Here is a 16,509-nt window from a genome sequence, read left to right on the forward strand (position 1 = left end):
ATTTTGCTATTTTATGAATATTATTATTTTTTTTACGTTTTTTATGAATAAAATGCTTGTTTTGTGAATTTTTATGTGATAAACTATTTTTAAGTTAAGGAATGGCAAAAATTAAAGGTTGACTGGGAGCAACAATTTTTGCAGCCTTGCTTTATAAAGTAAGGTAAAATTAAGGAGAATTAATAGATGGCAAAAGAAAAAGTTGTATTAGCGTATTCAGGAGGGTTAGATACCTCTGTTGCAATTAAATGGTTGAGTGATCAAAACTACGATGTCTATGCAGTATGTATTGATGTCGGTGAAGGTAAGGATTTAAACTTTATTCAGCAAAAAGCTTTAAATGTTGGTGCTGTTGCTAGTTACATTATTGATGCGCGCGAAGAATTTTCATATGAATATGTTTCTTATGCCATCAAAGGAAATTTAATGTATGAACAAAAATATCCTTTAGTATCTGCGCTAAGCCGTCCATTGATTGTAAAAAAATTAGTTGAAATTGCTAAGATTGTTGGTGCCGATGCGATTGCACATGGCTGTACTGGTAAGGGTAATGATCAGGTTCGTTTTGATGTCGGGATTCATGCCTTAATGCCAGAAATCAAGGTAATCGCTCCAGTTCGTGAATGGAAATGGTCTCGTGAGGAAGAGATTGAGTATGCAGCAAAAAATGATATTCCGATTCCAGCTGACTTAGATAACCCTTATTCAATTGACATGAATCTTTGGGGTAGAGCAATTGAAGCAGGTGTCTTAGAAAATCCATGGGATGTTTGTCCAGAGGATGCTTTCTTTATGACTAAGTCAATCTTTGATGCACCAGATGAGCCTGAAACAATTACGTTAACCTTCAAAAATGGATTACCAGTGGCACTTAATGATGAAGAATTAGCCTTAGATAAGCTAATTTTAAAATTAAATGACATTGCTGGTGCTCATGGTATTGGTCGAATTGACCATGTTGAAAATCGTTTAGTTGGAATAAAATCCCGTGAAGTTTATGAATGTCCGGCCGCGACAGTTATTATGAAAGCACATAAGGATATTGAAGACATTACTTTTGTTAGAGAAGTCAGTCACTTTAAGCCAATTATCGAAAATCAATTAGCGAATTCAATTTATGAGGCGCTTTGGTTTAATCCAGCGGTTGATGCACTTAAAGCTTATATTGATGAAACGCAAAGTGCGGTTAATGGGACTGTTAGAATTAAATTATACAAGGGAAATGCAATCTGTGAGGGTCGCGTTTCTGAAAATTCACTTTATGATGAAAAATTAGCGACCTATACATCGGCTGATGAATTTGATCAAGCAGCAGCTCTAGGCTTTATTGATATTTATGGTTTGCCAACCAAGGTTAATTGTCAAGTTCAAACTAAATTAGCGATTGAAGCTGGTTTGGGAGAAACGACAATTGCTGGGAAGCAAATTTCAGAAAATGTTAAAAATGCCAAGGTTTTACAAATTGAAACACAGGAAAATAATAAGTAAATTTAATTTCTCTGTTAAAATCAAATAATGCTGTCAGAGAGCAGCCTTTGATTTTTAAAAGTTGATTTGTGTTTCTCTTTAATAGATTAAAGAGTTCAGAGAAACTCTATCACATCAATAAGTTTGTCGGTGAGCAAGGTATTGATGGTATTTAAAAAGGGGTGGGACAAAAGTCCTAACCCTTTTTGATTTGCTCATATGACTCGTCTATTTTTCACAGTTTTAATCAGAGATAGAAAGCACCTTGTCTAACGGGCTTTCTATCTCAAAACTGTTCAAATAGATACGTCATCCGGTCAGACAGAAAGCGTCTGACTGAATAAACGAATGACTCGCCTATTTTTCACAGTTTTAATCAGAGATAGAAAGCACCTTTTTTTACGTCGTTAAACGTCTTTTGTCCCACCTCTTTTGTAGTTGTAAATTTATAACAAGGATTAGTGACAGCATTTTTCGTCACTCGGTAGGCAGTTACAATGGATATGTTCTGGTGCTATCTTTATTTTTTCCTGTAGAACCTCAATTAGGTGCTGACAGTCGTTTTGACTTAGGCTCAGAGTTTCAAGCACCTCAGCCAAAGCTTGCCCGGTTTTATGTGCACACATTGCTGAAAAAAGGGTGTTTAGCTGTTCGTTCATTGTATCTATTTCCTTTACTGTGGCGTAATATGTCCGATTACGTGCTTCACCGTTATTAGCTACAAACCCCTTTGCCTCTAACCTTTTGAGTAAGGTTTTAATTGTTGATGGGGACCATTCAGTCATTTCTTGCATTACCTTAATTAATTTTGCAGAAGTAACGAATTTTAATGTCCAAATAACACGCATCAATCGCCATTCACTTGGGGTAATTTCTTGCATGAGAGCTCCTTTTTTAGTTAATTTTTAAATTAAAATAATATTTTTTGTTTACATTTGTAGTCTAGCAATTTTCTTCTATTTTGTAAAATATTTTAGAAAGAAATAGAAATATTGTATTTAATTTTTTAAAAAAAAGCAATTTTAGTTTATACTGTATAGAGTATACTGTGATGAATGTGAGATTAGCTGTTTTCGTTTTTAAGCTAATCGCCATTTTAGGTAAATGAAAAATTAAAAAGGAATGAAATTATGGACTACAATCAACTATTTAGTTTAGATTTTTGGCGTCAAGTATTTTTTCCAGATGGGTTCAGCTTTCATTTTTTAGTGAGTCTGATTGATATTGCGCTTGTTTGGTATGTGATATATAAGCTGATTAAAATTGTTAAGGATACTAGGATTGTTCAAATTATTAAAGGAATTGCCTTATTTTTTATTGCGAGAATTCTTAGTGAAATTATTGGCTTAACAACTGTTACGTGGTTAATGAATCAAGTCATCACATATGGCGTGATTGCTTGTATCATTATCTTTCAACCAGAAGCACGTTTACTATTAGAGCAGCTTGGTCGAACAACCAAGGTTTTTAATAAAAGACGTGTTACTAGTCCAGATGTCAAGCATATTGAAGCTTATGAGCGTGCGGTTTCATATATGGCAAAGCGTAAAATAGGTGCGCTAATTACAATTGAGCAAAGCCAAAATTTGTCAGAATATGTCTCTACAGGGATTCGCTTAGATGCGGATATTACGGCTGAATTATTAATAAATATTTTCATTCCGAATACACCTCTTCACGATGGGGCAGTAATTGTTCAAAAGGATAAAATTAGTGTTGCGAGCGCTTACCTGCCATTATCGGAAAATCCAAACATTTCAAAAGAATTTGGTACACGACACCGAGCAGCAATTGGCATTAGTGAGGCCACTGACGCTTTGACGATTATTGTTTCTGAGGAAACAGGAGAAATCAGCTTAACGAAAAATGGCATCTTCATTCCACATTTAAATATGGAGGGATTTGTTAATCAATTAAAAAGTGAGCTATTGGAACCGGAACAGGATCATAAGAAAAATTCACTGTTTGAACAATTCTTTGATTTAAGGAGGAAGCATTCAGATGAATAGAAAAAAAATTTTAAATTCTAATATCGTTTATCTATTTATTTCGTTTTTATTTGCATTATTATTATTTGTTAATGCAAATGCGACTAATATCAAAAATAATGTCAATCAATTGAGCAATTTAACAACATATGATTTAACTTTACATGATATTCCTGTTCAGGTTGATTATGATGATTCAAAATATTTTATTAGCGGTTTTGATAGTAATGTTAGTGTCTATTTAACTAGCTATAATCGTATCCGTCTAGATGCGGAAAGATCTGATTCTACGCGTAGCTTTTCTGTTATTGCTGATTTATCGAAAATTCAAGACGGCACTGTGACGGTTCCGTTACGCATACAAGGCTTAGCAAGTGGCGTCAATGGACAAATCGATCCGTCACAAATTTCAGTTACAGTTCAAAAAAAGGCAACCAAGGAATTTGAAGTAACTCCAGTAGTGAATCAAAATCAGCTGGCTGATAACTATACTCTGGATAATATTTCCTTAAGCGATGAAAAGGTTTCAGTGGTTAGTGGTGCTGATATGATTAAAAATATTGATTCGATTAAGGCAACTTTGCCGAGTGATGTTACTTTAAATCAAGATTATAATGGAGAGGTTACACTTAAGGCTTACGATAAGGATGGGAGTGAAATTCCTGCTGAAATTTCGCCAAGCAAGGTGACAATGGAAGTCAATGTGACACCGCCATCGAAGGAGGTGCCTTTAGTAGCTGTTCAAGCTGGGGATTTAAATAATAAAGTTGAACAGGTGAGCCTACAGCTTTCTCAGAATACTGCTAAAATTTATGGCGAGCAAGCAGATTTAGATAAGATTTCACAAATTAAAGTAGCAGTTGATTTAACAGATATTACAACCAAACGAACGATTACACAGGCATTAGTAGCAGATAATGTTACAGTCGAGCCAGAAAAAGTAAAAGTAACAATTATACCAATTCTGAAATCGGATAGTTCAAGTTAATTAATAAATACTTTTGAATATCAATGATTTTAATTGCATAAAAGGAGCATTAATAATGGGTAAATATTTTGGAACGGATGGCGTACGAGGGATTGCCAATAGTGAGTTAACGCCAGAGTTAGCATTTAAGCTGGGGCGATTTGGTGGCTATGTTCTTTCTCAGCATGAGACAACAGGGAAAAAGCCTAGGGTACTTGTTGCACGCGATACCAGAATTTCAGGTCAACTGCTAGAACAAGCTTTAATATCTGGTTTACTTTCTGTCGGGATAGAGGTTTTTCGTTTAGGTGTTATCTCTACGCCGGGAGTAGCTTATTTGACAAGAACAGAAGGTGCTTCGGCAGGTGTTATGATTTCTGCCAGTCACAATCCAGCACAGGATAATGGTATTAAATTTTTTGGTAGTGATGGCTTTAAGCTCGTTGATGAGCAGGAGGCTGAAATCGAAGCACTTTTAGAGCAGGTTCAGGATAAATTACCAAGGCCGTCGGCAGAAGGATTAGGGACGGTCGTGGAGTTTCCAGAGGGCTTACAGAAATATAACGGCTTTTTAGTAAGTACAGTGAGTGAAAAATTTACAGGAATTAAATTAGCGATTGATGCAGCGAATGGGGCAACAGAGACCTCAATTAATTATGTATTTGCGGATTTAGATACTGATTTTGTAGCGATGGGAAATAAAGGCAATGGCTTAAATATTAATGATGGTGTGGGTTCAACTCATCCTGAGCAGCTGGCAAGTCTAGTATTAAAACAAAATTGTGATTTAGGTTTAGCCTTTGATGGTGATGGAGATCGTATTATTGCAGTCGACGAGCTAGGAAATATTGTCGATGGTGATAAAATTATGTTTATCTGTGCTAAATATTTAAAATCACAAAATCGCTTGGTTGACAATACGATTGTGACAACAGTCATGAGTAATTTAGGTTTCTTAAAAACGGTTGAGGCCAATGAAATGAAAGAGGTTATTACTCAGGTTGGGGATCGTTATGTTGTTGAGGCAATGCGAAAATCTGGCTATAACTTCGGTGGCGAGCAGTCTGGTCATATTATTTTCTTAGATTATAATACGACAGGTGATGGTATGTTAAGCGGTATTCAGCTTTTAAATGTGATGCAGCAGACTGGCAAAAAATTATCAGAGCTGGCAGCAGAGGTACCATCCTATCCACAAAAGCTGGTTAATGTTAAGGTTCGCGATAAGCATGGTGCTATGGCTGTTCCTAAAATTAGAGCTGTGATTGAAGCTGCTGAGTCGGAGATGAATGGTGACGGTCGTATTTTAGTGAGGCCGTCAGGTACTGAGCCCTTATTGAGAGTGATGGCTGAAGCACCAACAGAGGATAAGGTTAATTATTATGTTGATAAGATTGTTGAAGTCGTTCGTTCTGAAATTGGTGTTTAATTATTATTTTTTAGGGTCAATATTGATTGATTTCAACTAGTTTTAGAGTTGCTTTTTATTAAAGGACAGAATACTTATTGAATGCTTCACATGAATAAGTATTTAGTTCCTCTTGATATCAATAACAGCTAAGGTTTTTTTAGACAGCAAATTTTAGGAAAGGGTAGAAGTAATGATAGAATCTATTTTAAAAAAAGCATCACTAAAGAGTCTCGCTTTAAGAATTAATCATCGAGCGTCAAATATTGATTTTTATCAAAACAAACTAGGCTTTAAAAAATTATTAGAAGAGGGTGCATTGACCTTTTTTGGTGACAAAGGATCATCTTTAAGCAAATTAATTTTAGAGGAGACACCGTCTTATCGAGGTAGAAGGACAATAGATGGTATCAAAAAAATCAATGCTTTATATTTTCAGGTTGGTACTGAGCTTGATTTTGATTCATTAGCTAAAAATGCCGATCAAGTCGTAGAAACGACAGTTGGGAAATCAGCTTATTTTCTCTCACCTGAAGGTGATAAAATTGTTTTAACGTTAGGTGAAATGCCCAGCAAAGATCATTCGCTACCAATTCAGCCTGCTGAGCGAGTTTCATGTGATAAGGTTGAGCTTGAATCCATCACACCGAGTAAGATTAAATTGAATGTTAGTGATCTTGAGGAAGCAATTCAGAAGTACGAGCAAATTTTTGATTTGAGTTTTCAAGCCAATCAGCTAAACTTTCCCTTTGAGCAGCCTTTTGCTTTAGAATTGATTGAATCTGAAGGTAAAGAGCTGGAAGGCTTTGTTGATGAAATTTGGGATATTGAATTTATTGAGATATTAGTGTCAGAACAGGCTGATTTAGCAACTTTTGCTGAATACTTTGAAACTCAGAATTTAGATTATTTTATTGATGCTAAAAAGAGCTTATTAACTGTTAAAGACGCTTCGGAGCTTGAATGGTGGTTTGTCTTAAAATAAAAAATTACTGCTTAAAATGATTAAATATGAAACGCTTAGAAATGGAACGAAAGGGATGCTTTCGTTCTTTTTTTTAAAGCTAAAATAGATAATAGCTAGAAATGAAGCAAGCTGGATTAGCCAAAGCAATTGCTCTAATTGTAAATCGAAGCTGATTAATGATATTGCTAAAAAATCTCCACTACCAATCCCAATATTAATTTTTTGCGACAAAACGGAGAAAAGTAAAAATAATAATGTGAACAAAGAAAAAGTGGTGCTGGGCAAAAGGAGCATAAAAGGGATCAGCCATAAAACTAATGGGAAGCTTTTGGAACGGATATCACAAAAGCTAATAAAGTAGAGCGCACAGCATAGGATTAATTGTTGAAATGAAATTATCTGAAAAAAATATAGAACCCCCAAGCAGCCACATAATATTTCGCTGAGTAGATGACTTTTAGGAATCACTTGGTCACAATAGCGACACTTTCCTTTTAAAATTAATTGTGAGAACAATGGTATCAAATCCCAAAAGCTGAGTGGGTGTCGACAATGAAAGCAAAATGAGCGTTTGGTCAATAGTGGGATATTTTTAGTTAAGCGTTCAACTTGGCAATCGAAAAATGAGCCACCAAGGCAGCCAAAGATAAAATAAAAAATAAACATTATGCCCTCCTTATAATATACTACGCAATAAATTTTAAAGTCGTATCTTTTTACTATCATCTTTAATACCGTTATAATATTAATTAGTAATGGTAATTGTATAGAAAGATAAAGGGAGGCTATTTTAATGGTTAAATACACAAAAACAAAAGAAATTTTAAATCAATCAGTTGCTGATTTATCAAAAGCTGCTGCTTTAGTACACCAAGTACATTGGTATATGCGTGGTCCAGGCTTTTTATACTTACATCCAAAAATGGATGAATTAATGGCTGACTTAGATGGCTTTTTGGATACCTTATCTGAACGCTTAATTACATTAGGTGGCTCGCCATATTCAACACTTAAGGAATGGGATGAGCATTCAAAAATTAAGCTAGAGGTTGCCGACTGGAATAAATCATTAGACGAACGCTTGAATGAAATTGTTTTGGCATATGCTTATCTTGCTGACCTATTTCAAGAGGGTGTTGATGCAACTGACGAAGAAGATGATGATGTTTCTAATGGTTTATTTGCGGATGCGCAAGAGCAAATTCAAAAAACAATTTGGATGCTACAAGGAGAGCTTGGTGTTGCACCGGGTATTGATGAAAAAAATGGCGCCAATTTATCAACTTTAAGCTAAAAACTTAATAGATGAAAAACGGAATTAATTTTCCGTTTTTTTTATGCAAAAGAGAATCTTCATGGTTTGCTTTAAGAAAATATGCTAAAATATAAAAGATGATTTTATTAAGCTAAGCGCATGATAGCGTATTGTGCTATAAAATTGTGATCTTAGTAATTAAGGACTGATTAGTCTGGATGAATTAATGGAGGACAAAAATGACTGAGCCGAAATATAAACGTGTCGTATTGAAATTAAGTGGTGAAGCTTTGGCTGGCGATGCGGGTTTTGGTATTAATCCACTCGTTGTTAAGCAAATGGTTGAAGAAATTAAAGAGGTGCATGATTTAGGCGTCGAAATTGCAATTGTTGTTGGTGGTGGTAATATTTGGCGTGGTATCACTGGTGAACAGATGGGGATGGAAAGAGCACAGGCTGATTACATGGGGATGCTCGCAACCGTAATGAATGCCTTGGCATTGCAAGATACACTGGAAAATATTGACGTTCCAACCCGAGTTCAATCTTCAATCGAAATGCGTCAAATTGCTGAACCATACATTCGTCGTCGGGCAGAACGCCATTTAGAAAAGGGACGTGTCATTATTTTTGCCGGTGGCACAGGAAATCCGTATTTTTCTACAGATACAACCTCGGCATTACGTGCAGCGGAAATTAACGCTGATGTGATTTTAATGGCAAAAAATAATGTAGATGGTGTTTATTCGGCTGATCCAAAAGTAGATAATCATGCTGTTAAATTTGAAAACCTAACGCATTTAGATGTCATTTCTAAAGGATTACAGGTTATGGATTCAACCGCGAGTTCATTATCAATGGATAATCATATTCCGTTAGTGGTCTTCAATTTAAATGAAAAAGGTAATATCAAACGTGCTGTGATGGGTGAACCAATCGGTACGACAGTTAAATAAAAGCAAGGCAATTTCAGTAAAAATAGCTAAGGCTTATTGATTTATTAAAAAAGGAGAATATTATGGCAAATGAAGTAATTACACAATTAAATGAAAAGAATCAGAAGCGTTTAGAGGCACTTTCTCGTGCCTTTGGTCAAATTCGTGCTGGTCGTGCTAATGCCTCGTTACTTGATCGAATTCAAGTAACTTATTATGGTGTGCCAACACCATTAAATCAAATTGCTTCAATTACAATCCCTGAAGCTCGTGTTTTATTAGTAACACCTTTTGATAAAACAGCCATTAAGGATATCGAGCATGCAATTTCTGCAAGTGATTTAGGGATTACACCGGCAAGTGATGGTAATGTGATTCGTTTAGTAATTCCCCAATTAACAGAGGAACGCCGTAAAGAATTGACAAAGGATGTTCGTAAAGAAGCTGAGGAAGCTAAGGTTTCTGTTCGAAATAATCGCCGTGATGTGTTAGATGTAGCTAAAAAACAGCAGAAGGCCTCTGAAATTACTGAAGACGATTTACGTGTGTTAGAAAAAGAAGTGCAGGAAGCAACAGATCAGACAATTAAATCAATTGATGAGCTAACAGATGAAAAAGGCAAAGAATTATTAGAGGTTTAAAATGATTGATTGGTGCGTCTTTCGTGCCAATCCTTTTTGTTATTAATAGTCTGTAATTAAAATAAGCTGCCGAGCACACTGAATAGAAAAGCGTGCATAAGCTCGAAACAATTATAGTGACGTTTTGTGTTATGAATTGTTTTGAATTATGTCGAGTTTTTCTAGTATGTGAGGTTCGTTAGATAAGCTGCCGATCACGCTGATAGAAAATGCTTTTAGCTAAAGCCTCTAAAAATTGCGCTTAGCTGTAGTGTGTGGGTGATTGAGGGCAGTTTACTGATTTTTTGTTGGATGAAGCGTATAATTAGTAAATATAATGATGCTTGAAAGAATTAGGATGATAGTGGAGATTTGGAGTGAACGATGGGCGTTAAATATCAGCAAAAATACCGAGTACCTTATTATGAGAGTGATTTAACTGGAAAAATGAAATTACCAAGCTTATTTAACGTTGCGCTCCAGATTTCAGGTGAACAGTCGACATCATTAAATAGAAGTGACGTCTACATTAAATCCTTTGGTCTATCTTGGATTGTGACAGAATATTTGGTTGATTTTAATCGCTTACCCGCTTTTAACGAAGCTATTACTGTTGAAACTGAAGCAATTAGTTATAATAAGTTTTTCTGTTATCGCCTTTTTACCTTTAAGGATGAAAATAATCAAGTGATTTTAACCATCCATTCAACATGGTGCCTAATTAACCTAGAGACGCGAAAGCCCGCTCATATTCCTGATGAAATTGTTGCGCCCTATCAGGCTGAAAAGGTTAGGACAATTCAAAGAACTGAGAAAATAAAGCCGTTAGAGGATTCCCATGACATGCTTTATCAAGTTCGTTTTTTAGATTTAGATGCAAATCAGCATGTTAATAATTCAAAGTACATTGATTGGATGATTGATGGTCTAGGCTATGAGTTTTTAGTTGGTCACACGCCAAAATCAATTCATTTAAAATATGTCAAGGAAGTGTATTATGGCAAAAAAGTCAAAAGCCGAATTTATCAGGATGACTTGATTAGTTATCACGAAATTGTAAGTGATGGTTTAAATGCGCAGGCAGTATTTGAATGGAGTAGAAATGAAGTATAAAGGCTATTTAATTGATTTAGACGGGACAATTTATAAGGGTACAGAGCTGATTCCAGCTGGAAAACGTTTTATCGAAAAATTACAGCAGACAGGGACCCCTTTTCTTTTTGTAACAAATAATACGACTAAGTCGCCACAGACCGTTGCCAAACGCTTACAAAATGAATTTGGAATTTATGTGACACCAGAAACGGTTTACACTGCAACGCTTGCTACGATTGATTATATGAACGAGCTTAATCATGGTAAGTCTGTCTATATCATTGGTGAGTATGGTTTAAAGCAGGCAATTTTTGACGCTGGCTTTGTGTATGATGAGGCCGCGCCTGATTATGTTGTGGTTGGTTTGGATTCAGATTTGACCTATGAAAAAGTTGTCAAAGCCACTTTGGCAATTCAAAGGGGTGCTACCTTTATTGGCACCAATCCAGATTTAAATATTCCAACGGAACGCGGTTTATTACCTGGAGCTGGTAGTGTTGTTCGTTTTGTTGAAGCGACCACCCAAGTCGAACCAATTTATATCGGTAAGCCTAAGGCAATTATAATGAACAAAGCAATGGCTGTACTAGGTACCTCACGGGATGAAACAATTATGGTGGGTGATAACTATCTGACTGATATTACGGCAGGTATCAAGAATGATATTGATACCCTACTGGTAACTACTGGCTTTACGAAGCCAGAGGAAGTGAAAAATCTACACGTACCACCAACTTACGTGGTCAGCTCATTAGATGAATGGGATTTTGCATGAAGCATAAACTTGGTTTAATCTGTTTAATTTTAACAATGATTAGTTTTGCGGTTATCATACCAATTTATAGTAAATGGCTTTATTTGATTGATTTAAATTTTTATGATTTGGATCAAGCAGCCGGTCTGTCAAAGCAAGTGATTAGTCATAATTATGATATTCTAATGCAGTATTTGCTGAATCCCTTCAAGGAAAAATTAAGTATGCCAGATTTTCCAAGCTCGAAAGATGGTTTAAAGCATTTTCATGATGTTAAATTGTTATTTCAATTAGTGCAGGTTGTTTTTTTAGTGACAATTGTACCGTCGTTTCTTTTTCTGCGACGTTTGAAACGTCAAGAGCAGCTTTGGCGCTTGATTAATCCGATGCGATTCATGATGCTTTTACCCATTGGCTTAGGATTTTTAATGTTCTTAGGTTTTGATACATTTTTTACTAAATTTCATGAACTTTTTTTTAGTGATTCAACATGGATTTTTTACCCAGAGGTCGATCCAATTATCCTTGTTCTGCCTGAGGAATATTTTATGCATTGCTTTATTTTAGGCTTTGCAGTGCTAGAACTGCTTGCATTTTGCTTTTATTGGAGAGGGAAGCGATCACTATGAAACCAGTTGTCGAAATTTGTTTACGTAATATTTCAAAGGGCTCAGATATTTTACTGCAAGACGAATGGCTTAATCAGCATGCCGATGTGATTACTGAAGGCTGTCTACAATTTTGTGAGCTTTGTGCGGACTCGTTTTTCGTTCTAGTTGAAGGCGAGCTGATTAGCAGTCGGCAGGCTGATGAGCTTTTAAATCTGACAAAACAGGCGGTTGCTGCATGGTACCAATAATTATAGTTAGAATAAATGCTTAGAAGATGTCCTTTTTCATCTCTTAAGCATTTTTAAATGTTACATTGTCAATTTTGTGCTAGACTATTTGTTGGTTAGGATTGATGCTAAGAAGGTAAATTTAAGTACCAATCAACACCCTAGACAGAAATATAATTATAATATGCTAATGATTCCTGTTATATTTTATAGCAGTTTGAGATAGGAGAATAAGAAATGAATGAGCGAACGCATCGTAAAAATACACGAAAAGTTAAGGTTGGTGATTTAACGATCGGTGGCGCTAATGAATTAGTAATTCAATCTATGTGTACCACTAAAACAGACAATGTTAAGGCAACGGTTAAGCAGATTCATGAATTAGAAGAAGCGGGCTGCCAAATTGTTCGTGTGGCAGTACCGGATGTCGCAGCGGCAGAAGCTTTAGCTGATATTAAGCGTCAAATTCATATTCCACTCGTAGCCGATATCCATTTTGATTATCGACTTGCCTTAAAAGCAATTGAGTCCGGTGTTGATAAAATTCGGATTAACCCTGGTAATATTGGTCGTGCGGATCGTGTTGCCAAGGTTGTCAATGCCTGTAAAGCCAAAGGGATTCCAATTCGGATTGGTGTCAATGCTGGCAGTCTTGAGAAAAAATTCTTAGTCAAATATGGCTACCCGACTGCTGAAGGTATGGTTGAGTCAGCGGTTGAGCATATCAAAATTTTAGAAGATTTAGATTTTCACGATATTATTGTCTCATTAAAGGCAAGTAATGTTGAGCTTGCGCTTGCCGCATACGACTTAGCCAGTCGGACTTTTGATTATCCCTTGCATTTAGGTATTACGGAAGCAGGAACACTTTTTTCGGGCTCTATTAAATCAGCGGCGGGCTTGGGCGCCTTGCTCTCAATGGGTATTGGGAATACAGTTCGTGTTTCGCTTTCAACCAATCCAGTTGAAGAAATCAAGGTAGCCCGTGAGGTCTTAAAAGCCTATGGACTTGCTAGTAATGCAGCGAGCTTAATCAGCTGTCCAACCTGTGGCAGAATTGAAATTAATTTAATTCCAATTGCTGAAGAAATTGAAGAATATATTCAGAAAATTAAGGCACCAATTACAGTAGCTATTTTAGGTTGTGGTGTAAATGGTCCCGGTGAAGCACGTGAGGCAGATATTGGCTTGGCAGGTGGTAAGGGTAAGGGTATGCTGTTCAAAAAAGGTAAGATTATCCGTACAGTTGATGAGGCAGTCATGGTCGATGAGCTGAAAAAAGAGGTTGATCAAATGGCAGAGCGTTATTATCAAACGGGTCGACTTCACGAAATTGAAGCTTAATTATCAATTATTAATTATCATGAGGATGGCTGAGGTTAAATCTTGGTCATCTTTATTTTTGGAAGGAGGCTTACATTGATTAAGTTATCGGTTCACGAATTGATTGACCGTGTTTTGATAGAGGGTTCAATTGATAATCGCTTCCAATTTTCTGAGCATACTGCTCAAGAAGGAACTCGTCTACATCAAAAATTACAAAAGCAGTTTGCAAAAAATGAGGAATATCATGCCGAACAAGCAATTAAGTCAAAATTTGAAATCGAAGAATTTGAAATTCAAATTGAAGGTCGAATTGATGGCGTGATTTTAGGCGACGTGGTGAGCATAGACGAGATTAAAACCTCGGAATATAGCTTTGAGGAATTACCAGCAAGTCAGCTAAATCATTATTGGTATCAGCTTAAAATTTATGGTTATTTATATTTATTGTTAAATAAAAAGACGCAGTTAAATTTACGATTGAGCTATTTTGAAACGATTAATCAAAAGCTAACACAAAAAAGTGAGCTTTATACTTTAGAGCAGCTAGGCATTTTTTTTAATCAGACAATGGCAGAGCTGGTTGATTGGCTAAAATATGAAAAAAATCATCGAGAAAATAGAAATCAGTCGATTGAAGCAATGGCATTTCCCTTTGATAGCTATCGAAAAGGCCAAAGAGAGCTGATGAAGGCAGTCTATGGTACAATCTTAGAGCAAAAGAGACTTTACACCTTGGCACCAACTGGTACTGGTAAGACATTGTCTACTATCTTTCCAACCTTAAAAGCGATGCCTGTGGAAAATCTTCAACGCTTGTTTTACTTAACTGCTAAAATTGCGACTCGCAAGGTAGCAGAAGAAACGGTCGCTTTAATGTCGAATCAAGGCTTGAGGGCGACTTCAGTGACTTTATCAAGCAAGGATAGTATTTGCTTTTTGGATGAAAGAACCTGTAATCCGGAGGTCTGTCCCTTTGCTAAAAATTATTATGATAAGCTACGTACGCATCGCCGTGAAATACTTGAACAAGCTGAACAGTTTACCCGTCCAGTGATCGAGCAGCTTGCTAAAAGCTATCAAATGTGCCCCTTTGAATTAGGCTTAGATTTAGCAAGCTACGCAGATATTATTATTTTAGATTATAATTATTTATTTGATCCTCGTGCCTATTTGCGACGTTTCTTTGAGCAGCCTGATTCATCTAATTTTTTATTAATTGATGAAGCCCATAATTTAGTTGATCGAGCTAGAAATATGTATACGGCTTCGCTCTCTTTGAAGAAAGTTAAGGCGATGACACGATTGATTAAGCAACGTAAAATCAAAAATCAACTTAAAAAACTGATAAATGAATTGGAAAACTTGGATGACTTTATGGTTGAAAACCATTTAACCTTTCATGCGCAATCAGCAGATAGTTCAACCATTCAAAAACAATTATTGGTATTAACTGAATCTTTTAAAAAGGTAATTGCTGAAGCGCCGGTAGAAAATCAACAGACCTTATTGGACTTTTATTTTGAATTAATGGCTTACTTAAAAATAAATGATTTTTATGATTCATCATTTAAAACTTTTATAAAAAAGAACGATTGGGACTTAGAATTAACAATTACTTGTATTAATCCAGCAGAAATTATCAGTCAAAGGCTTTCCTTGGCTCGTGGTGCAGCACTTTTTTCGGCTAGTTTTACCCCATTAAGCTATTATCAAAAAATGTTAGGTGGCAAGCAAGAGGATTATTATCTAACAATGGCCTCCCCCTTTGATGAAAAAAAACATCTCTTGTTAGTCAATCCAGCTATTTCAGTGACCTATCGTAATCGTCAGCAGAATATCCCAAAAATTGTCAGTCAAATTCAAACGATGATTGGGGCGAATCAAGGTAATTATTTGGTTTTCTTTCCATCCTTTGCCTTTTTAACACAATTTTTAGAGTGGTTTGAGACAACCGCAAATCTCGTAATTCAAACGCCTACCATGTCGGCAGAAGAAAAGCAGCTCTTTTTGAGCAATTTTAATCAGGAAAATGAGCAGACAACGGTTGGTTTGGCAGTATTAGGTGGTAGCTTTGCTGAGGGCATTGATTTAAAAGGCAAAAAATTAATCGGTGTGGCAATTATTACGGTTGGCTTACCAATGATTACTGAGGAAACAAATGAAATTCAGGCCTATTATCAAAATAACGGGCTTAATGGTTTTCAATATGCCTATCAAATCCCAGCAATGAACAAGGTGCTTCAAGCGGTTGGACGTTTGATTAGAACAGAGATGGATTTTGGTGTCACGCTCTTAATTGATGAACGATTTGGTACTAAGCAGTATCAACGTTTTTTCCCTGCCCATTGGCAGCATTTTCAGCTTGAGACGAACGATAATCAATTGCGTGAATTACTAGAGCATTTTTGGTTAAATCAAAATATTAGATAAGAAACAAGTCATCTAGTATAATGGCTATACAATCAAATTAGGTAGAGTATAATTATTTATATTCTGACATAGGAGGAATTTTAATGGTAAAAGCAATCACAGACACGGATTTTAATACGGAAACGGATAATGGCTTAGTCTTAATCGACTTTTGGGCAACATGGTGTGGTCCTTGTCGCATTCAAGGTCCAATTTTAGATCAGCTTAGTGAAGAGCTAGATGAGGATGAATTGAAAATTGTGAAAATGGATGTTGATGAAAATCCTGCAACACCACAGCAATTTGGTATTATGAGCATTCCGACATTGATTTTGAAAAAGGACGGCGAAGTAGTAGAAAAAGTAGTTGGCGTTCATAACAAGGAACAAATAAAACAATTAGTTGCGGCACATAGCGCATAATTTTAAGGCCATCCGGTGGGATGGCTTTTTTAATTAAATTCAATAGCTGGTTTTTAAA

Annotated in this window: 16 protein-coding genes and 1 pseudogene; 15 read left to right on the forward strand and 2 right to left on the reverse strand. The window is 36.0% G+C overall.

What is annotated here, in order from left to right; genetic code table 11:
- Positions 1-186: 186 nt before the first annotated feature.
- Positions 187-1,377: pseudogene (locus HOY35_RS10525) on the forward strand (argininosuccinate synthase); the annotation flags it as partial.
- A 548-nt stretch (positions 1,378-1,925) separates the two neighbouring features.
- On the opposite strand, the gene HOY35_RS10530 reads toward HOY35_RS10525, so the two are convergent.
- The gene (locus tag HOY35_RS10530; protein WP_172213437.1) at positions 1,926-2,348 is read right to left on the reverse strand and encodes a CopY/TcrY family copper transport repressor; all 423 of its coding nucleotides are present in this window, start codon (positions 2,346-2,348) and stop codon (positions 1,926-1,928) included.
- Positions 2,349-2,597: 249 nt separating this feature from the next.
- Here HOY35_RS10530 and cdaA point away from each other — a divergent pair, with 249 nt between their 5' ends.
- From cdaA to HOY35_RS10550, 4 genes are all read left to right on the forward strand, one after another.
- A complete protein-coding gene (gene cdaA / locus HOY35_RS10535) occupies positions 2,598-3,476 on the forward strand; it encodes a diadenylate cyclase CdaA (protein ID WP_172213435.1) in 879 nt (292 codons plus the stop codon).
- Positions 3,469-4,443: a YbbR-like domain-containing protein gene (locus HOY35_RS10540; RefSeq protein WP_172213433.1), complete on the forward strand. Its 975-nt coding sequence runs from the start codon at positions 3,469-3,471 to the stop codon at positions 4,441-4,443. Before cdaA ends, HOY35_RS10540 begins: the two co-directional genes overlap by 8 nt.
- A gap of 55 nt (positions 4,444-4,498) precedes the next feature.
- On the forward strand, positions 4,499-5,851 hold the full coding sequence (gene glmM / locus HOY35_RS10545; RefSeq protein ID WP_172213431.1) for a phosphoglucosamine mutase: 1,353 nt from the start codon (positions 4,499-4,501) through the stop codon (positions 5,849-5,851).
- A gap of 172 nt (positions 5,852-6,023) precedes the next feature.
- Entirely contained in the window at positions 6,024-6,815 is a 792-nt protein-coding gene (locus tag HOY35_RS10550; RefSeq protein WP_172213429.1) for a CppA N-terminal domain-containing protein, read from the forward strand.
- Here the strand turns inward: HOY35_RS10550 and HOY35_RS13680 are convergent.
- Complete coding sequence (locus HOY35_RS13680) at positions 6,807-7,523, reverse strand: A24 family peptidase (RefSeq protein WP_367650302.1); 717 nt, start codon at positions 7,521-7,523, stop codon at positions 6,807-6,809. The genes HOY35_RS10550 and HOY35_RS13680 overlap by 9 nt on opposite strands.
- Before the next feature lie 67 nt (positions 7,524-7,590).
- On the opposite strand from HOY35_RS13680, the gene HOY35_RS10560 reads away from it, so the two are divergent.
- From HOY35_RS10560 to trxA, 10 genes are all read left to right on the forward strand, one after another.
- A complete protein-coding gene (locus HOY35_RS10560) occupies positions 7,591-8,091 on the forward strand; it encodes a DNA starvation/stationary phase protection protein (RefSeq protein ID WP_172213425.1) in 501 nt (166 codons plus the stop codon).
- Positions 8,092-8,291: 200 nt separating this feature from the next.
- Positions 8,292-9,008 carry a UMP kinase gene (gene pyrH, locus HOY35_RS10565; protein ID WP_172213423.1) on the forward strand — a complete coding sequence of 239 codons (717 nt, stop codon included), beginning with the start codon at positions 8,292-8,294 and terminating at the stop codon, positions 9,006-9,008.
- A gap of 62 nt (positions 9,009-9,070) precedes the next feature.
- Positions 9,071-9,628: a ribosome recycling factor gene (frr, locus tag HOY35_RS10570; protein WP_172213421.1), complete on the forward strand. Its 558-nt coding sequence runs from the start codon at positions 9,071-9,073 to the stop codon at positions 9,626-9,628.
- A gap of 363 nt (positions 9,629-9,991) precedes the next feature.
- On the forward strand, positions 9,992-10,720 hold the full coding sequence (locus HOY35_RS10575; protein ID WP_172213419.1) for an acyl-[acyl-carrier-protein] thioesterase: 729 nt from the start codon (positions 9,992-9,994) through the stop codon (positions 10,718-10,720).
- Positions 10,710-11,477, forward strand: coding sequence for a TIGR01457 family HAD-type hydrolase (locus tag HOY35_RS10580; protein ID WP_172213417.1), 768 nt, complete (start codon positions 10,710-10,712; stop codon positions 11,475-11,477). Before HOY35_RS10575 ends, HOY35_RS10580 begins: the two co-directional genes overlap by 11 nt.
- A complete protein-coding gene (locus HOY35_RS10585; RefSeq protein ID WP_249641541.1) occupies positions 11,474-12,085 on the forward strand; it encodes a TIGR01906 family membrane protein in 612 nt (203 codons plus the stop codon). Before HOY35_RS10580 ends, HOY35_RS10585 begins: the two co-directional genes overlap by 4 nt.
- Positions 12,082-12,315 (forward strand): DUF1450 domain-containing protein, encoded by a 234-nt coding sequence (locus HOY35_RS10590; RefSeq protein ID WP_172213413.1) that lies wholly within the window; start codon positions 12,082-12,084, stop codon positions 12,313-12,315. The genes HOY35_RS10585 and HOY35_RS10590 overlap by 4 nt, the downstream gene beginning before the upstream one ends.
- 216 nt (positions 12,316-12,531) lie before the next feature.
- Positions 12,532-13,638 (forward strand): flavodoxin-dependent (E)-4-hydroxy-3-methylbut-2-enyl-diphosphate synthase, encoded by a 1,107-nt coding sequence (ispG, locus tag HOY35_RS10595; protein WP_172213411.1) that lies wholly within the window; start codon positions 12,532-12,534, stop codon positions 13,636-13,638.
- A gap of 75 nt (positions 13,639-13,713) precedes the next feature.
- A complete protein-coding gene (locus HOY35_RS10600) occupies positions 13,714-16,050 on the forward strand; it encodes an ATP-dependent DNA helicase (protein ID WP_172213409.1) in 2,337 nt (778 codons plus the stop codon).
- An 83-nt stretch (positions 16,051-16,133) separates the two neighbouring features.
- Positions 16,134-16,451 (forward strand): thioredoxin, encoded by a 318-nt coding sequence (trxA, locus tag HOY35_RS10605; protein ID WP_172213407.1) that lies wholly within the window; start codon positions 16,134-16,136, stop codon positions 16,449-16,451.
- The last annotated feature ends 58 nt before the right edge of the window (positions 16,452-16,509 follow it).

Origin of the sequence: Enterococcus sp. MMGLQ5-1 (genome assembly GCF_013155265.1) — a bacterium.
Classification (GTDB): domain Bacteria; phylum Bacillota; class Bacilli; order Lactobacillales; family Streptococcaceae; genus MMGLQ5-1.

Bases quoted from the DNA above. Each gene is read 5' to 3' on its own strand.
- glmM (WP_172213431.1), top strand. From the start codon at position 4,499: ATGGGTAAATATTTTGGAACGGATGGCGTACGAGGGATTGCCAATAGT.
- HOY35_RS10585 (WP_249641541.1), top strand. From the start codon at position 11,474: ATGAAGCATAAACTTGGTTTAATCTGTTTAATTTTAACAATGATTAGT.
- HOY35_RS10575 (WP_172213419.1), top strand. From the start codon at position 9,992: ATGGGCGTTAAATATCAGCAAAAATACCGAGTACCTTATTATGAGAGT.
- cdaA (WP_172213435.1), top strand. From the start codon at position 2,598: ATGGACTACAATCAACTATTTAGTTTAGATTTTTGGCGTCAAGTATTT.
- ispG (WP_172213411.1), top strand. From the start codon at position 12,532: ATGAATGAGCGAACGCATCGTAAAAATACACGAAAAGTTAAGGTTGGT.
- HOY35_RS10530 (WP_172213437.1), bottom strand. From the start codon at position 2,348: ATGCAAGAAATTACCCCAAGTGAATGGCGATTGATGCGTGTTATTTGG.
- HOY35_RS10540 (WP_172213433.1), top strand. From the start codon at position 3,469: ATGAATAGAAAAAAAATTTTAAATTCTAATATCGTTTATCTATTTATT.
- HOY35_RS10550 (WP_172213429.1), top strand. From the start codon at position 6,024: ATGATAGAATCTATTTTAAAAAAAGCATCACTAAAGAGTCTCGCTTTA.
- pyrH (WP_172213423.1), top strand. From the start codon at position 8,292: ATGACTGAGCCGAAATATAAACGTGTCGTATTGAAATTAAGTGGTGAA.
- HOY35_RS13680 (WP_367650302.1), bottom strand. From the start codon at position 7,523: ATGATAGTAAAAAGATACGACTTTAAAATTTATTGCGTAGTATATTAT.
- HOY35_RS10580 (WP_172213417.1), top strand. From the start codon at position 10,710: ATGAAGTATAAAGGCTATTTAATTGATTTAGACGGGACAATTTATAAG.
- HOY35_RS10560 (WP_172213425.1), top strand. From the start codon at position 7,591: ATGGTTAAATACACAAAAACAAAAGAAATTTTAAATCAATCAGTTGCT.
- frr (WP_172213421.1), top strand. From the start codon at position 9,071: ATGGCAAATGAAGTAATTACACAATTAAATGAAAAGAATCAGAAGCGT.
- HOY35_RS10590 (WP_172213413.1), top strand. From the start codon at position 12,082: ATGAAACCAGTTGTCGAAATTTGTTTACGTAATATTTCAAAGGGCTCA.
- trxA (WP_172213407.1), top strand. From the start codon at position 16,134: ATGGTAAAAGCAATCACAGACACGGATTTTAATACGGAAACGGATAAT.